The sequence below is a fragment of the Rhizobium sp. UBA1881 genome (assembly GCF_002338015.1).
Taxonomy (GTDB): domain Bacteria; phylum Pseudomonadota; class Alphaproteobacteria; order Rhizobiales; family Rhizobiaceae; genus Rhizobium.
In genome coordinates, this window is sequence record NZ_DDHH01000010.1 from 1 (window position 1) to 13,907 (window position 13,907).

General features: G+C 64.8%; 15 protein-coding genes. 3 read left to right on the plus strand and 12 right to left on the minus strand.

Annotation, left to right across the window (positions count from 1 at the left end):
* Positions 1-69: 69 nt before the first annotated feature.
* Both B3605_RS01030 and B3605_RS01035 read right to left on the minus strand, forming a co-directional pair.
* The gene (locus tag B3605_RS01030) at positions 70-411 is read right to left on the minus strand and encodes a YciI family protein (protein WP_112944539.1); all 342 of its coding nucleotides are present in this window, start codon (positions 409-411) and stop codon (positions 70-72) included.
* Positions 412-476: 65 nt separating this feature from the next.
* The gene (locus B3605_RS01035; protein WP_112944540.1) at positions 477-854 is read right to left on the minus strand and encodes a nuclear transport factor 2 family protein; all 378 of its coding nucleotides are present in this window, start codon (positions 852-854) and stop codon (positions 477-479) included.
* Between the two features lie 118 nt (positions 855-972).
* On the opposite strand from B3605_RS01035, the gene B3605_RS01040 reads away from it, so the two are divergent.
* Complete coding sequence (locus B3605_RS01040; protein ID WP_112944541.1) at positions 973-1,434, plus strand: MarR family winged helix-turn-helix transcriptional regulator; 462 nt, start codon at positions 973-975, stop codon at positions 1,432-1,434.
* Between the two features lie 15 nt (positions 1,435-1,449).
* Here B3605_RS01040 and lpxK read toward each other — a convergent pair whose 3' ends face one another.
* From lpxK to B3605_RS01070, 6 genes are all read right to left on the minus strand, one after another.
* On the minus strand, positions 1,450-2,490 hold the full coding sequence (gene lpxK, locus B3605_RS01045; RefSeq protein ID WP_112944542.1) for a tetraacyldisaccharide 4'-kinase: 1,041 nt from the start codon (positions 2,488-2,490) through the stop codon (positions 1,450-1,452).
* A gap of 106 nt (positions 2,491-2,596) precedes the next feature.
* Entirely contained in the window at positions 2,597-3,310 is a 714-nt protein-coding gene (locus B3605_RS01050; RefSeq protein ID WP_112944543.1) for an HAD family hydrolase, read from the minus strand.
* A gap of 14 nt (positions 3,311-3,324) precedes the next feature.
* The gene (gene waaA, locus B3605_RS01055; protein ID WP_112944544.1) at positions 3,325-4,644 is read right to left on the minus strand and encodes a lipid IV(A) 3-deoxy-D-manno-octulosonic acid transferase; all 1,320 of its coding nucleotides are present in this window, start codon (positions 4,642-4,644) and stop codon (positions 3,325-3,327) included.
* 158 nt (positions 4,645-4,802) lie between these two features.
* Complete coding sequence (locus B3605_RS01060) at positions 4,803-5,048, minus strand: DUF4170 domain-containing protein (RefSeq protein ID WP_026283020.1); 246 nt, start codon at positions 5,046-5,048, stop codon at positions 4,803-4,805.
* A 68-nt stretch (positions 5,049-5,116) separates the two neighbouring features.
* A complete protein-coding gene (locus B3605_RS01065) occupies positions 5,117-5,911 on the minus strand; it encodes a 3'(2'),5'-bisphosphate nucleotidase CysQ (RefSeq protein WP_112944545.1) in 795 nt (264 codons plus the stop codon).
* A 138-nt stretch (positions 5,912-6,049) separates the two neighbouring features.
* Entirely contained in the window at positions 6,050-7,396 is a 1,347-nt protein-coding gene (locus B3605_RS01070; protein ID WP_112944546.1) for a TldD/PmbA family protein, read from the minus strand.
* Positions 7,397-7,514: 118 nt separating this feature from the next.
* Between B3605_RS01070 and B3605_RS01075 the strand changes: the two genes are divergently transcribed.
* Positions 7,515-9,323: a monovalent cation:proton antiporter-2 (CPA2) family protein gene (locus B3605_RS01075; RefSeq protein ID WP_112944547.1), complete on the plus strand. Its 1,809-nt coding sequence runs from the start codon at positions 7,515-7,517 to the stop codon at positions 9,321-9,323.
* Here the strand turns inward: B3605_RS01075 and B3605_RS01080 are convergent.
* Genes B3605_RS01080 through B3605_RS01095 form a run of 4 tightly spaced genes read right to left on the minus strand, consistent with a single transcriptional unit; the run spans position 9,320 to position 13,233 of the window.
* On the minus strand, positions 9,320-9,595 hold the full coding sequence (locus B3605_RS01080) for a DUF1778 domain-containing protein (protein WP_112944548.1): 276 nt from the start codon (positions 9,593-9,595) through the stop codon (positions 9,320-9,322). The two genes, B3605_RS01075 and B3605_RS01080, sit on opposite strands and share 4 nt — an antisense overlap.
* Before the next feature lie 23 nt (positions 9,596-9,618).
* The gene (locus B3605_RS01085) at positions 9,619-10,527 is read right to left on the minus strand and encodes a patatin-like phospholipase family protein (protein ID WP_112944549.1); all 909 of its coding nucleotides are present in this window, start codon (positions 10,525-10,527) and stop codon (positions 9,619-9,621) included.
* A 23-nt stretch (positions 10,528-10,550) separates the two neighbouring features.
* Positions 10,551-11,111: a 16S rRNA (guanine(966)-N(2))-methyltransferase RsmD gene (gene rsmD, locus B3605_RS01090; protein WP_112944550.1), complete on the minus strand. Its 561-nt coding sequence runs from the start codon at positions 11,109-11,111 to the stop codon at positions 10,551-10,553.
* On the minus strand, positions 11,092-13,233 hold the full coding sequence (locus B3605_RS01095; protein WP_112973700.1) for a pseudouridine synthase: 2,142 nt from the start codon (positions 13,231-13,233) through the stop codon (positions 11,092-11,094). The genes rsmD and B3605_RS01095 overlap by 20 nt, the downstream gene beginning before the upstream one ends.
* Positions 13,234-13,322: 89 nt before the next feature.
* Here B3605_RS01095 and B3605_RS01100 point away from each other — a divergent pair, with 89 nt between their 5' ends.
* Positions 13,323-13,754, plus strand: a complete 432-nt coding sequence (locus tag B3605_RS01100; RefSeq protein ID WP_183795326.1) for a nucleoside deaminase — start codon at positions 13,323-13,325, stop codon at positions 13,752-13,754.
* Positions 13,755-13,907 lie beyond the last annotated feature (153 nt).

Sequence of the window (13,907 nt, forward strand, 5' to 3'; positions counted from 1 at the left end):
GTCCGGCAGGACAGAGGGGGGCGCCACACGGCACAACAGCGCCCCTCGTCTCCACGGCATGACAGCGCCCTAATGAAAAGCCCGCACCTCGACAGGCGCCCGGCAGGCAATGGCAGCCTTGCGGCCCCAGGCCAGCGCATCCTCCATGCCATCCGCCTCCAGCACCCAGAAACCGCCGACATGCTCGCTGGTCTTGAGATAGGGACCATCGCTCACCGACACGGTTCCATCGGCATCGGCGCGCAACGACTTGGCGGTGCCCGCCCGATGCAGGCCGCCGACGAAGAGCCGGATGCCGGCCGCGACCATCTCGTCGTTCAGCGCATCGATCGCCCGATGCATCGCCTCGTCTTCCGAAACGGCGGGGTCGTAGTCGTCGGGGTGGTGAATGGCTACCAGATAGCGGGGCATGACGTCTCCTCCATGTTGAATCTATTGTAGAGACGATTGGCCACGGCGGCATCCGACATGCCGTTCTATTCGGCGTCCTCGATATCGAAGCGCGCGATCTTGTCGCCGGCCATTTGAAAGAGATGGACCACCGTCTTGTCCTTCAGCCCATGGCTTTGCCCCTGCAGCGGCTTTCCATCGAGATCGGTGATGGTCTGGATCACCTCGGCGGCAATACGGTCATCGGCTGTGCGGCGTACCGACACCGGCTCGACATGGGGACTGACGATGGACCATTGCCGCGTCCAGTAATCGCGCAAGGCCTGATGTCCGTGGACATGGCCGCCGTCCATTCCGTTCGCCCAAGCGACGTCGTCGGTGAGCACCGCCAGCACAGCGTCAATGTCCCGTGCGTTGAAGCGATCATAGATGTGGCCGATCAGCAGGCTGTCTTTTTCCGACATGACGTCTCTCCAATTCCCTTTGAAAACCAGTCTCCGACCGTCCTTGACCATATCGGCCCGTCATTTTATATATGTACGTATGTATTTTCGTCAACCGCTGAACGGGACACTGCTGAATATGGACATGGACGTACTTTCCACGCCGGGCCACCTCATCAGCCTTGCAGCGCGCGGCTTCGCGCGGCTGGCGGAAACGCGTCTCAAGCGGCATGGTTTCGGTGTCGGCCAATTGCCGGTGCTGGTGGCGCTTCGACAGGGAAATGCGAGCACGCAACGCGACCTTGCTCACTTCGCCAAGGTTGAGCAGCCGCCGATGGCGCAGATGCTTGCCCGGATGGAGCGCGACGGCCTGATCGAACGGACACCCGACCCCGCCGATGGGCGCAGCCGCCGGATCGTTCTGACAGCGGATGCGCGGGCGCGGATGCCGGAAGCAATCGCAACGCTGATGCAAGGCAATCGCGACGCCTTGAACGGCTTTTCGGAAGCGGAGACCAAGCAGCTCGTGACGCTGTTGACCCGTTTGATCGGGAACCTGGACCGGATCGCCGCCGCCTCGCCGGCATTGGAGGATCGCTAGAGAGGCGCGTGTCCCCTACCCCGCCGCCTTCTCCTTCAGCCGCCGTTCCCTGCACGCATCAAGCGCGCGATCGATGATCAGCCCCGGCGCCAGATGGTCCTCGAAGGTCATTTCCACCTCGATCACCCGGCACTTCGCGGCCAGTGTCTCGGCCTTACCGTGGTGGCCCATCAACCGCACGAAGTCCTTGGAGGTGGTGACGATCTGGAGGTCGTCGCGGGCGGCGGTTTCGAGGATGTCGTCGATCTCGTCGTCCGTCAGGTGCTCGTGATCACCGAAGGAGCGGCGGGCGATGGTTTCGGCGCCGATGCCATCCACCGTGCGGAAGAATTTCGAGGGATCGGCGATGCCGGCGAAAGCCAGCACTCGGCTGCCCTTCAGGTCGGCGCCATCGGAGACGGTGACGGAGGCGGTGAAATAGGGTTTGGCGGCGCGCGCTGCGATGCGCACGATCTGGTCAGCGGCGGCACCCGCGCCCACCTTCAGAAGCGCTGTTGCGTAGCGCAGCTGCAGCTTGATCGGCGCGCGCACCGGGCCGCCGGGAACGATGTGGCCATTGCCGAGGCCGCGCGTGGCGTCGATGACGAGCAGCGCGTAGTCGATGGCGAGCCTGGCACTCTGGAAGCCGTCATCCATGATGATCAGGTCCGCGCCTTCCTTGACGAGGCGCCTGGCGCCCTCGACACGGCGGCGGGAGATGACGGTGAGCGCCTCGCGGGCGAGAAGCAACGGTTCGTCGCCGACGGCCACGGCGCGGTGGTGGCCGGCATCGACCACGGTCGTCACATCGAGCGAGCCGCCATAGCCTCGGCTGAGGAAGCCTGGGGTCAGACCCTTGGCCTTGGCGGCACGGGCGATCGCGATCGCGGTCGGTGTCTTGCCGGCGCCGCCGACGGTGAAATTGCCGACGCAGATGACGGGGACCGGCACGGAAGCGCGCTTGGCGTTGACCATGCGGTAGCCCGAGATACGGCCATAAAGAAAGGAGATCGGATAAAGCGTCCAGGCGCGCCAATCGGCTTTCGTCCACCAGAACGGTGGCGCTTCGGATACCATCTTTGCCGTCCTGCCTTTCGCGCCACCGGTCCGCTCAACGCGGACGCCACCCCTAACCGGGCGAAAAGAGAAGGCAATTTTCAAGAAAAAGCAAGCCTTTGGTCGATCAGGCGAACTGCAGGTTGGGCAGCAGCCCTTCGAGCTCGGTGATATCGTTGAGACAATGATCGCTGGCGGCGGCGAGCGATTCCCGCGATCCGGTGCCGGTCAAAACCGCGACCGCCAGGCCGACATGCGCGTTGCGGCCCATGTGCAGATCGTGGTTGTTGTCGCCGACGACGGCGACTTCGGAGGGGTCGAGACCGGTGGCCGCGCAGAAGCCGAGCACCATGCCTGGCTCCGGCTTGGTGCCGTGGCCGCTGTCATAGCCGGCGACGTAATCGATGTACTCCGCAAAGCCGAAGCGCTTGGCCGTCTGGCGGATCGAGCGCTCATTGTCGCTGGAGGCGACGCCGAGCTTGAAGCCGCGCGCATGCAGGCGGGCGAAGAAGGCGGCGAGATCGGTGACCGGCACGGAGAAATCGGCGGCGTGGGAAAAGAGTTCGTCGAGCCTCACCGTCAGCTCGTCGGCGGGAACCGTCGAGCCGGCGGCAACGAGGCCTTCCGAGATCTGGCGCGTGTTGCCGGCGGCGAGCAGGCTGTCGGGAACGATGTGGCCGGTGACGGGATCCATGCCGCAGGCAAGCAGCAGGCGGTCGGCAAGTGCGGCGTCGTCCCTGGCGGCGATGCGTGCCAGCTCGCGGTTCACGGGCAGCCAGCTCTCGTCATAATCGAGAAGCGTGCCGTCCTTGTCGAACAGGATACCCTTGATCGCCTGCATAACCTCGTCCGCCTCTAGCGTTGCGCCGCCGTCTTCGGCAGCAGTCTGGCCTTCACCGTCAGCGGGTTGATGTAGGGCTCGAGACCCTTCATCGTCGCCGTCAGCGCACCGCGCATTTCTTGCACGGCGGCGGCGCCAGCCTCGATCATATTGCGGCGCGCCGGGTCGTTGGTCAGCAAATAATGCACGCCCTTGGCCAGCATCTCGGTGTCGCGCACCATGCGGGCACTGCCACGGCGGGCGAGCCGCTGGTAGGCTTCGCGGAAATTCTGGACATTGCTGCCCGACAGCACCGCGCATCCGAGCATGGCCGGCTCCAGCGGGTTCTGCCCGCCCTCGCCGAACAGCGAGCGGCCGACGAAGGCGACCTCGGTCATGCGCAGATAAAGCCCCATCTCGCCGATCGTATCGCCGAGGAAAACATCGATATCGGGTGTCAGCGCATCGTCGCGGGTGCGGCGGGCGACTTTGAGCCCCTGCTTGACCAGTTCGGCCTCGATGGCATCGGCGCGCTCGGGATGGCGCGGCACGATGATGGTCAGTTGGCCGTTGCGCTCCTTCAGCGTGCGGTGAACGATGCCGGCGGCCTTCTCCTCGCCATCGAAGGTTGAGATCGCCGCCCATGTCTTGCGATCGCCGACCTGCTGCTGGTAGCGGGCGAAGGTGGCGGGGTCATAGGACGGCGCGTCGGTATCGACCTTGAGATTGCCGGACATCAGCACCTGGCGGGCGCCCAGATCGCGGAAACGCTCGGCATCGACATCGGATTGGGCGATGACGAGCGCCAGGTTCTCGAACAGCGCCTCGGCCAGCGCCTGGCGGCGCGTCCAGCGGGCGAAGGAGCGATCGGACATGCGGGCGTTGACGAGGATCTGCGGGATGCGGCGGCGGCCGAGTTCGAGAACCGTTGCCGGCCAGATCTCGGATTCAGCAATCAGCGCGCAATCGGGCTGCCAGTAATTGAGGAAGCGGCTGACGGCAGGCTTCAGGTCGAGCGGCACATATTGGTGGATGACTTCGGAGCCGACGCGCTCGGCGGCGAGCTTGGCCGAGGTCACCGTACCCGTCGTCAGGATGACGTGAACGTCGCGGCGACGTATCTCGCGGATAAGGGGAATGACGGCGTTCATTTCGCCGACGCTTGCGGCGTGGAACCAGACTAGCGGGCCGGCCGGGCGATCGGCGCTGGCATAGCCAGAGCGCTCAAGCCGCCGGGCCCTGTCTTCCTTTCCCTTGGCGGCGCGATAGGTCAGGTAGCCGCCGACGAAGGGCGTAATCAACGTCCCAACCGCCTGATAAGCGCCCAGCGCCAAACGCGCCATGCGGCCGCTCATATAACACGTCTCCGATCAACGATGATCGACATCAACCCATTCCCAAATATCATTGCGGCCGAAATGACCGATCAGTTTGTTCAGAATGCGTCAACAGCCACCCCTATGCCCGGATAAGGCAGGCGGCTGGGTAAAACAGGGCCACGAGGGCCGAAAACTTATTTGCCGGACTTGTCTTCGGGATCAAGCAAGCGGTGCATATGGACAATGAAATAGCGCATGTGGGCATTATCAACGGTCGACTGCGCCTTGGACTTCCAGGCCGTCAGTGCAGATGCGTAATCAGGGAAGATGCCGACGATATCCAGGCCAGAGAGGTCGCGGAACTGCACGTCATCGAGACTTTCCAGTTCGCCGCCAAACACGAGGTGCAACAGTTGCTTCTTTTCACCGGACTTGGTCATTTCAGTCACTTCCTTCATCTGCTCCTCCGCCGTTTCATCTGAGGGATTTTGACGGAAACGTCAACTGCTCAGCGCGCGGCGATAGGGGATAGAAATTCATTCAACAGCGGCTCAGAGCCGGCGCAAAGCTCGCCGTGTCTCACATCCGCGCGGTTATAGGTCAGCGCCGTTCCGTCGAGATTGACGAGGCGGCCGCCTGCCCTCTCAAGAATGAGATCGGCGGCGGCCAGATCCCAGTCGTGAGAATTGCGCTTCACGAAGGTGCCGTCGATCGCTGCATCGGCCACCATGGCGACGCGGTAGGCGAGCGAGGGCACGTGCTTGACGCGCTCGATCTTGCTGCGCAGCGGCTCTTTGAAGCCGTTCAGCACGTCCTCGGCAATGGCGAAGCGAACGGGCGGCTTCGGCTCCGAGACTCGGATCGGCAGGCCGTTCTTCAAGGCGATGCCACCGGCGACCGCCTCATAGAGCTCATCGAGCGCCGGCGCGTTGAGCACGCCGGCCACCGGCCGGCCCTTGTGGACAACGGCGACGCTGACGCACCAGAGCTTCTGGCCGGCGAGGAAGCCGCGCGTGCCATCGATCGGATCGATGATGAAGAGCGTGTCGCGCGACAGGCGATCGGCGCTGTCCTCGGTCTCCTCAGACAGCCAGCCGTAATCCGGGCGGGCGGCGCGCAGCATGGTCTCAAGGATTTCGTTGGCGGCGAAATCGGCGGCGCTGACCGGCGAGCGGCCCTCGTTCTTCCACCAGACCTCCGGCGACTGGTTGAAATGGCTGAGCGCCACGGCACCCGCCCGCTTTGCAGCGTCGGCGATCAGGTCCAGATCGCTCTGCCAGCGGGCATTGTCCACGTCGCTCATCCCAAGTTCCAATCCGTCAGCGGCTAGAGCATGTCGCGCAAAAGTGTAAAGCGGTTTTGCGATGAAGACATGCGGTAAAAGAAAGACCTAAAGCGCAACGAGCGAATCTGAAAGATCGCGACGCGCTTTAGCCCGCGATCACCGTCCGGCCAGCGTCATTCCCTCGATCGCGATCGTCGGGGCGGCTACCCCGTACTTGCGGTCGATATCGTTGGCAGGCGTTACCCGCATGAACATCTCCTTGAGGTTCGATGCAATGGTCACTTCCGAAACCGCGAAGGTCAATTCACCGTTTTCGATCCAGAAACCGGTGGCGCCACGGCTGTATTCGCCGGTGATCATGTTGACGCCCTGGCCGATCAGCTCGGTGATGTAGAAGCCGTTGCCGACGCCGCGGATCAGGTCCTCCGGCGAGATATCGCCGGGCTCGAGCGCGAGGTTGGTCGAGGCTGGCGTCACCGCATTGCCGCCGCGCACGCCACGGCCGTTGGTTTCCATGCCGATCTCGCGGGCGGTCGACGTGGAAAGGAACCATTGCTTCAGCACGCCGTCCTCGATCATCACCATGCGCTCGCCGGAAACACCCTCGCCATCGAAGGGCCGCGAGGCCGGGCCGCGCACGATCATCGGATCGTCGGTGATCGACAGGCCCGATTTCAGCACCTGCTCGCCCATCTTGTCGCGCAGGAAGCTGGTCTTGCGGGCAACCGAGGCACCGTTGATGGCGCCGGCGATGTGGCCGACGAAGCCGCGGGCGATACGGGGATCGAAGATGACGGTGACGTTCTTGCCGGTATCGACCTGGCGCGGTTTCAGGCGCTTGACGGCCCGCTCGCCGGCGCGACGGCCGATTTCGGCCGGATCATCAAGCTCGGAGAAATAGATGCGGCTGTCGAAATCGTAATCGCGCTCCATGCCGGTGCCCTCGCCGGCGATGACGCTGACGGAGCGGCCGAAGCGCGAGCCCATGTAGCTGCCTTCGAAGCCGTGCGAAGTGACGAGAACCATGCCGCCGCGTCCGGCCGAAGCACCGGCGCCCGAGGAATTCGTGACGCCACTGACCGCAAGGCCGGCGGCTTCCGTTGCAAGCGCTGCCTCGCGCAGCTGATCGGCGGAGACCTCGGTGTTGTCGAGCAATTGCAGGTCGGGATAGGATTTGGCGAGCCGGCTCTCATCCGCCAGGCAGGCGAAGGGATCTTCCGGCGAGACCTTGGCCATGGCGACCGCGCGCTCGGCGAGCACCGACATGTCGAAGCCGGGATTGGCCGAGACGCTGGCGACACGCTTGCCGACGAAGACGCGCAGCGAGAAATCATCGCTCTCGGAGGATTCGGTTTCCTCCACCTTGCCGAGCCGCACGCTGACGGATTGCGAGCGGGAGCGGACGACCACCGCATCGACGGCATCGGCGCCCGCCTTCCTGGCGAGATCGATCAGCTGGCTGGCGCGGGAGAGAAGCGTCGAGGAATCAATTTCAGAGGACATGGTTTGGCCTTTCCTTCGCGTTCCATTTATTGTGCGCTACGGAAAGCATCAAGGCCGACAGTGCCGATTCTTTTTCGCGCTGCTTGCGCAACCATGACCATTGAAAGAAGCTTAGCGGATGTCCGAGCCCAACGCCCTCTTCACCGAAACGATCCTGCTGCTCGGCGGCACCGTCGTTTCGGCCCCGATCTTCAAGCGGCTGGGGCTTGGAACGGTGCTCGGCTATCTCGCCGCCGGCGTGGTGATCGGCCCGATCTTTCACGGGCTGACTGACGGAGAGCAGATCCTCAACGTCGCCGAGCTCGGCGTGGTGTTCCTGCTCTTCATCATCGGGCTGGAGCTGAAGCCGAGCCGTCTCTGGCAGATGCGGCGCGACATCTTCGGGCTGGGAACGGCGCAGGTGATCCTCACCGGGCTGGTGCTGACCGCGCTCGCCGATCTCTCCGGCCTGCTCGACTGGCGCGGCAGCAGCATCGCCGGCTTCGGCCTGGCGCTGTCGTCCACCGCTTTTGCCATGCAGATCCTTGAAGACGACGGCGATGTCAGCACGCGTTACGGACAGCGCTCCTTCTCGATGCTCTTGTTCCAGGACCTAGCCATCGTGCCGCTTCTGGCGCTGATCAATATTCTCGACACCGGCAAGGGCCACGGCACGCCGATCGTCGATTTTGGGATCGCCATCGGCGCTGTGGGCGCGATGATCGTGATGGGGCGCTATCTGCTGACGCCGCTGTTCCAGATCATCGCCAGCACCGGTGCGCGCGAGGCGATGATCGCGGCAGCCCTTTTCGTCGTCATGGGATCGGCGGCGCTGATGCAGATGGCCGGATTGTCGATGGCGATGGGAGCGTTCCTGGCGGGCGTGATGCTGGCGGAATCCTCCTATCGACACGAGTTGGAAGCGGATATCGAGCCCTTCCGCGGCGTGCTTCTCGCCATCTTCTTCATCGCCGTCGGCTTGTCGCTGCAGCTCGACGTGCTTTGGGACAACGCGCTCGTCATCCTCGTCACCGTGCCTGTTGTCATGGCAGCGAAGGCGCTGATCATCTACGGGCTCTGCCGGCTGACGGGCTCCGATCACAATGACGCGATCCGCATTGCCTTCCTGCTGCCGCAGGGCGGGGAATTCGGCTTCGTGCTCTTTTCGACGGCGGGCGCTTCGTCGCTGATGCCGTCGAGCACTGCCTCTCTACTGATCGCCATCGTGACGCTCTCCATGGCGCTGACGCCCATCGGCACGAAGCTTGCCAAGCGGCTCGAGAGCGGCGAGACGAAGGAGACGCTGGAAGAGGATTTCGAGGGGGCCGGCGCCGACGTGCTGATGATCGGCTTCTCGCGTTTCGGCCAGATCGCGGCGCAAATCCTGCTTGCCGGCGGGCGCGCGGTGACCGTCATCGACACCTCGGCCGACCGTATCCGCCAGGCCTCCTCCTTCGGCTTTCGCATCTATTTCGGCGACGGCACGCGCAAGGACGTGCTGCGCGCGTCCGGCATCGACCATGCCAAGATCGTCGTCGTCTGCACACAGAAACGAGAGGTGACCGACAAGATCGTCGAGCTGGTGCAGGCCGACTACCCCGAGGCCAAGCTCTTCGTGCGCTCCTACGACCGCGTCCACTCGATCGCGCTGCGCAACCTCAACGTCGACTACGAACTGCGCGAGACGCTGGAATCAGGCTTGCTGTTCGGCCGCCGGACGCTGGAAGCCCTCGGCATCAGCGAGGCCGCCGCATATGAGATCGGCGAAGACATCCGCCGCCGCGACGAACAGCGACTGGTACTGCAGGTCACCGAGGGACTGCAGGCCGGCCGCGACATGCTCTATTCGCAACCGGTCAAGCCGGAACCGCTGGTCAAGCCGAAGCGGACGATGGATTTCTCGCAGGACCCGCTGGCGGGCACGGGGGATGCGGTGGCGGATGCTTAGTCCTGCCAGGGCTTTTCCACGCGCATGAGCCGTCGAAAGCCATCATTGCGTGGCGGCTGATCCAGGATTTGGAGATAGTGGTCGTAGCTTGAGGCCGGGACCAACGCGACCGGGCAATCAGCAAGGACATCCTCGGCTGCGCCCTGCGCGGCACCGACTATGAACTCGGCGCTTGTCTGCCCTCGTAGCTTCGCGGCGCGGTCGATCAGTGACCAGACTTCGTCGGACGCTTTCAATCTGACTGTACGCATTGATGGGTTCGCGTTGCTCATGACGCCCTCCTAAGCGGACGTTATCACAGCCGCTCGGATCTCGCATGCGCCTCGATCGCGCCATCCAGCGCATATTTCAGCTCGTCCTTGACGCCCTGAGACATGGCCAGCACTTCGCGAGCTTTTAGAAAATCCATGACGCCGGTGCGGCCGACGGCGGGGCGGAGGAAGATGTGGGGGGGCTGGATGCGGAGTTTGAGGGTGATCGCCGTCTGCATCATCAGCTGGCCGGAGCCGAAGATGCTTTCCATGCGGTTCGGGATATGAGTGCCGTCACCCTCGGGGGCGCCAACGACATCGATGCCGATGACGATATCGGCGCGGTCCATAAGGCACTCATAGGGGACGGGATTGCTGATGCCGCCGTCGATCATCACCCGGCCATGCAGCCGGACCGGCATGAAGACGGCGGGGATGGCGGAAGAGGCCGCGAGCGCCGGAAACAGCTGGCCTTCGCTCACCAGCACCTCCTGCTGGCCATAGTAATCTGTGGCGGTCACCGTCATCGGGATCGGCAGATCCTCGAAGCGATCGGGGAGATCGGCCGGGAGGAACGCTTTCAAGATACGCTCGAGGTTGAACTGGCCGATACGCACGCCGTTCGCCACCGCGTCGCGCACCGTCTGCGGGCGCAGGCCCCAGAGGCGGCTGACGACGGCGGTCTTGTTGCCGACGGTCATCAGCGCATGTTCGCGGATTGCCTCGCCGGTCATGCCGGCCGCCATGCCGGCGCCCATGATGGCGCCGATCGAGGAACCCGAAATCGCCACCGGGCGGATGCCGAGCTCGTCGAGCGTTTCGATGACGTGAATATGGGCAAGCCCACGGGCGCCGCCGCCGCCGAACGCAATCGCGATACGCGGCGACGCGCCGGAGGCGACATCTTCGAGAGCAGGGAACGCGGAACTGGTCTTTTCGGCCTGCTGTGTCACCCTTTACCCCCGATAGCCGCTACCTACTCCGGCTGGTAGCGGTAGAAATGCACCCTGGTATCGCCGAAAATCCGGCTTTCCAGGAACAGATAGGAAGGATCGACCGAAACGGCAACGTCGGCGCGCTCCTCGAGCACGGCAATCGCGCCCGGAAACAGCCAACCACCCCTCGCGGCCGCAGCCATTGCCTTTTCGCCGAGACCCTTGCCATAGGGCGGGTCGGCGAAGAGGAACTGGAACGGCTCGAGGTTCCCGACGCTCCCAAGATCGGTCGCGTCGCGCCTCAGAATACGTGTCTTGCCGTGCAGGCCGAGCGCATCGATGTTTTCCCAGAGCAGCCCCCTGCCCTCGACGCTGTTTTCAACGAAGAGCGCATGGCGGCAGCCGCGCGAGACGGCTTCCAGACCGACGGCGCCGGTGCCTGCAAAGAGATCGAGTATCCGGGTGCCATCGACGCATTCCGGATAGGCATGGCTCAGAATATTGAACAGGCTCTCACGCGTCCGGTCGGCAGTCGGCCGGATGTCGTTGGATTTAGGCACGGCGAGCGACCGTCCGCGAAACTCACCGCCGACGATCCGCACCGCGTCCTATTCCCTTGCCTTTTGGTCCACCACGAGACGGCCCGCCCGAGGGCTTGCCACCGCCACCGGGACGATCGCCCGAAGGCTTGCCCGAAAAACTCTTCGCACCCGGCTTGGAGCCGCCGGGCTTGCCGCCAAAGCTCTTTCCGCGCGGCCCGTCACCACGCGGCTTGTCGCCGAAGGGACGATCACCTCTCGGGCGTTCGCCCTGGGGACGATCACCCTGCGGACGTTCTCCACGGGGCCGGTCGCCATACGAACGTTCGCCGGCCGGACGCTCGGAGCGAGCCTCGCCGGAGAAGCGGTTGGCGCGGGGACGCTCGTCGCCCTCTTCGCGCGGACGGCGCGGCTTGTCGCCGAACGGCCGGTCGCCACGCGGCGGACGATCGCCGAAGGAACGCGGACGGTCGTCGCCATCCTCACGCGGCCTGCGGTCGCCGCGAGGCTTGGCTGCGAACGGGCGGTCGCCTGTCGGCCGGTCACCACGGGGAGGACGATCGCCGAAAGGCCGATCGCCACGTGGCCTGTCACCACGAGGGGGGCGGTCGCCGAAGGAGCGTGGACGGTCGCCATCCTCGCGCGGCTTGCGCTCGCCGCGTGGCTTGTCGCCAAAGGGGCGGTCGCCACGGGGTGGGCGATCACCATAAGGCCGGTCGCCGCGTGCCGTGCGGTCGCCGCCGGAGCGGTCACCGCGATCACCGAAGGAACGGTCGCCACGCGGACGGTCGCCGAAGCCACGATCACCACGGTCGCCGCCGCGCTTGCGGTCGTCGTCGCGGCTCACATCGCTGGAGCGGATCCATTCGCCCTCTTCGTCGCGGGCGCGGTTGATCTGCACGCGCGGACCTTCGTCGTAGCTTGTCGGCTGCGGCTTGGAACGGCCAGGCTTCTCGCCACGGCGGAGCGCCGTCTGGGCGTTCTTCTCGGCCTTGGCGGCTGCCTTTTCGCCGAGCGGACGGGCGCCGGGCGCCATCCAGACATTGGCGTTGCGGCGGCTGCCGAGCGCGGGACGCTTCGGGCCCTCGTCCTTGCGGTCGCCACCACGGCTTGGGCCACGGCCACCATCACGGTCGCGATCACCGCCACGACGGTCATCACGCTTGTCGTCGCGCTTGGTGTCGAGGCGGCTCAGCGCGCGTTCGCGCTTGTCTTCCGGCCTCCACGAGCGTTCGCGGCGCTCGGGCTTGGCGTCGGCTTCCTCTTCCTCGGTCACGGCGGGCGCGTTGTAGATCGGCGCGTCGAAATTGGCCTTGGCATCCTCGATCAGGCGCGGGCCGAGCTGGTCGCGCAGGGTGCGACCACGCACTTCGATCACCGCGCGCTCGGGGATATCGCCGAGCTGGAACGGGCCGTAGGAGATGCGGATAAGACGGTTGACGTCGAGACCGAGCGCGCCGAGCACGTTCTTGATTTCGCGGTTCTTGCCTTCGCGCAGGCCCATGGTGAGCCAGACGTTGGAGCCCTGCACCTTGTCGAGCGTCGCTTCGATGGCGCCGTAGAGCACGCCGTCGACGGCGATCCCGTCCTTGAGCTTGTCGAGCGCTTCCTGGTCGATCTCGCCGTGGGCGCGCACGCGGTAGCGGCGCAGCCAGCCTGTGGTCGGCAGTTCCAGCGCACGCGCCAGGCCACCGTCGTTGGTAAGCAGCAGCAGACCTTCGGTGTTGATATCGAGGCGGCCGATCGACATGACGCGCGGCAGATCATCCGGCAGGTTGTCGAATACGGTCGGGCGGCCTTCCGGATCGGCATTGGTGGTCACCAGGCCGGCCGGCTTGTGGTAGAGCCACAGGCGGGTGCGCTCGATGCCGCGGATCGGCATGCCGTCGACTTCGATCTTGTCGGTCAGCGTGACGTTGACGACGGGCGTGTCCAGCGGCTTGCCGTTCAGCGTGACGCGGCCATCGAGGATCATGCGCTCGATATCGCGACGCGAGGCAACGCCAGCGCGCGCCATCACCTTGGAGATGCGTTCCGCCTTGCTGTCGCTCGTCACGTCGGACACGGCATCCGCCTTGTCAGCCGATTTTGCGAACTTCCTTGCGGGCTTCTCGCCCGATTTCGCGCCGGTATCGCGCGGGGATGGCTTGCCACCCGGCCGTTTTGGCTTGTCTTTGAATGTCATTTGTTGTTTGCCTGCCTTTTGGGGCCTTCTATCAGTTCGCGCCCCTGCGGTTAAGTGGAAATTGTCGGATCGTGAAGACAAATCAATTTATGGAGCTGGCGCTTGAGGAGGCGCGTGCCGCGGGCGCGCGCGGCGAGGTGCCGATCGGCGCGGTCGTCGTCCTCGACGGCATCGTGATTGCCTCATCCGGCAACCGCACCCGCGAGCTCAACGACATCACCGCGCACGCTGAAGTGGCCGCCATCCGCATGGCCTGCGAGGCGCTTGGCCAGGAGCGGCTGACGGGCGCCGATCTCTACGTGACGCTGGAACCCTGCACGATGTGCGCGGCGGCGATCTCGTTCGCGCGCATCCGCCGGCTCTATTATGGGGCCGAGGATCCGAAGGGCGGCGGGGTGGACAGTGGGGTGCGGTTTTATACGCAGCCGACGTGCCATCATGCGCCGGAGGTGTATTCGGGGATGAGCGAGGTGCAGGCGGCGGAGATCCTGCGGGGGTTCTTTCAGGGGAAGCGGGATTAGGGGCTATGGATAGGGTGTACCCTGGGGTACCCCCTCTGCCCTGCCGGGCATCTCCCCCACAGGTGGGGAGATTGGCTGGGCGCAGCTACTCGCTCTGACCTCAGCGTTTGGCGTAAACCTCACCGCGTGTCGATCTCCCCCCTTGTGGGGGAG

Bases quoted from the DNA above. Each gene is read 5' to 3' on its own strand.
- B3605_RS01095 (WP_112973700.1), bottom strand. From the start codon at position 13,233: ATGACATTCAAAGACAAGCCAAAACGGCCGGGTGGCAAGCCATCCCCG.
- lpxK (WP_112944542.1), bottom strand. From the start codon at position 2,490: ATGGTATCCGAAGCGCCACCGTTCTGGTGGACGAAAGCCGATTGGCGC.
- B3605_RS01030 (WP_112944539.1), bottom strand. From the start codon at position 411: ATGCCCCGCTATCTGGTAGCCATTCACCACCCCGACGACTACGACCCC.
- waaA (WP_112944544.1), bottom strand. From the start codon at position 4,644: ATGAGCGGCCGCATGGCGCGTTTGGCGCTGGGCGCTTATCAGGCGGTT.
- B3605_RS01075 (WP_112944547.1), top strand. From the start codon at position 7,515: ATGTCCGAGCCCAACGCCCTCTTCACCGAAACGATCCTGCTGCTCGGC.
- B3605_RS01065 (WP_112944545.1), bottom strand. From the start codon at position 5,911: ATGAGCGACGTGGACAATGCCCGCTGGCAGAGCGATCTGGACCTGATC.
- B3605_RS01035 (WP_112944540.1), bottom strand. From the start codon at position 854: ATGTCGGAAAAAGACAGCCTGCTGATCGGCCACATCTATGATCGCTTC.
- B3605_RS01100 (WP_183795326.1), top strand. From the start codon at position 13,323: ATGGAGCTGGCGCTTGAGGAGGCGCGTGCCGCGGGCGCGCGCGGCGAG.
- B3605_RS01050 (WP_112944543.1), bottom strand. From the start codon at position 3,310: ATGCAGGCGATCAAGGGTATCCTGTTCGACAAGGACGGCACGCTTCTC.
- B3605_RS01070 (WP_112944546.1), bottom strand. From the start codon at position 7,396: ATGTCCTCTGAAATTGATTCCTCGACGCTTCTCTCCCGCGCCAGCCAG.
- B3605_RS01080 (WP_112944548.1), bottom strand. From the start codon at position 9,595: ATGAGCAACGCGAACCCATCAATGCGTACAGTCAGATTGAAAGCGTCC.
- B3605_RS01040 (WP_112944541.1), top strand. From the start codon at position 973: ATGGACATGGACGTACTTTCCACGCCGGGCCACCTCATCAGCCTTGCA.
- B3605_RS01060 (WP_026283020.1), bottom strand. From the start codon at position 5,048: ATGACCAAGTCCGGTGAAAAGAAGCAACTGTTGCACCTCGTGTTTGGC.